This window comes from Paraburkholderia sp. SIMBA_027, assembly GCF_046535315.1.
In the GTDB taxonomy this organism is placed as follows: domain Bacteria; phylum Pseudomonadota; class Gammaproteobacteria; order Burkholderiales; family Burkholderiaceae; genus Paraburkholderia; species Paraburkholderia tropica.
This window is the reverse complement of the sequence record NZ_JAWRWY010001661.1, coordinates 1-233: the sequence shown is the minus strand read 5'-3', so window position 1 is coordinate 233 and position 233 is coordinate 1. Positions and strand designations below refer to the sequence as shown.

At 54.5% G+C, this 233-nt stretch carries 1 protein-coding gene; it reads right to left on the bottom strand.

Annotation, left to right across the window (positions count from 1 at the left end; all coding sequences use genetic code 11):
• On the bottom strand, positions 1-233 hold a 233-nt coding region (locus SB764_RS44815), incomplete at both ends, for a DNA polymerase (RefSeq protein ID WP_410867413.1).

Below are 233 nucleotides of genomic sequence, written 5' to 3'. Positions count from 1 at the left end.
CTGCTCTTTCGCCTGAGCACGGGTGCGTTCCATATACTCCAGCACGCCAGGGTAGCGTTCGAAGTAAAGGTCCATGTACTTCTGCGCTTCTTTACGTGGAATGTTCAATTGCCGCGCCAGACCGAAAGCACTCATGCCATAAATCAGACCAAAGTTGATCGCTTTCGCGCTACGGCGTTGCTCGCTGGTGACGGTTTCCAGTGGCAAACCAAACACTTCTGCCGCCGTTGCCC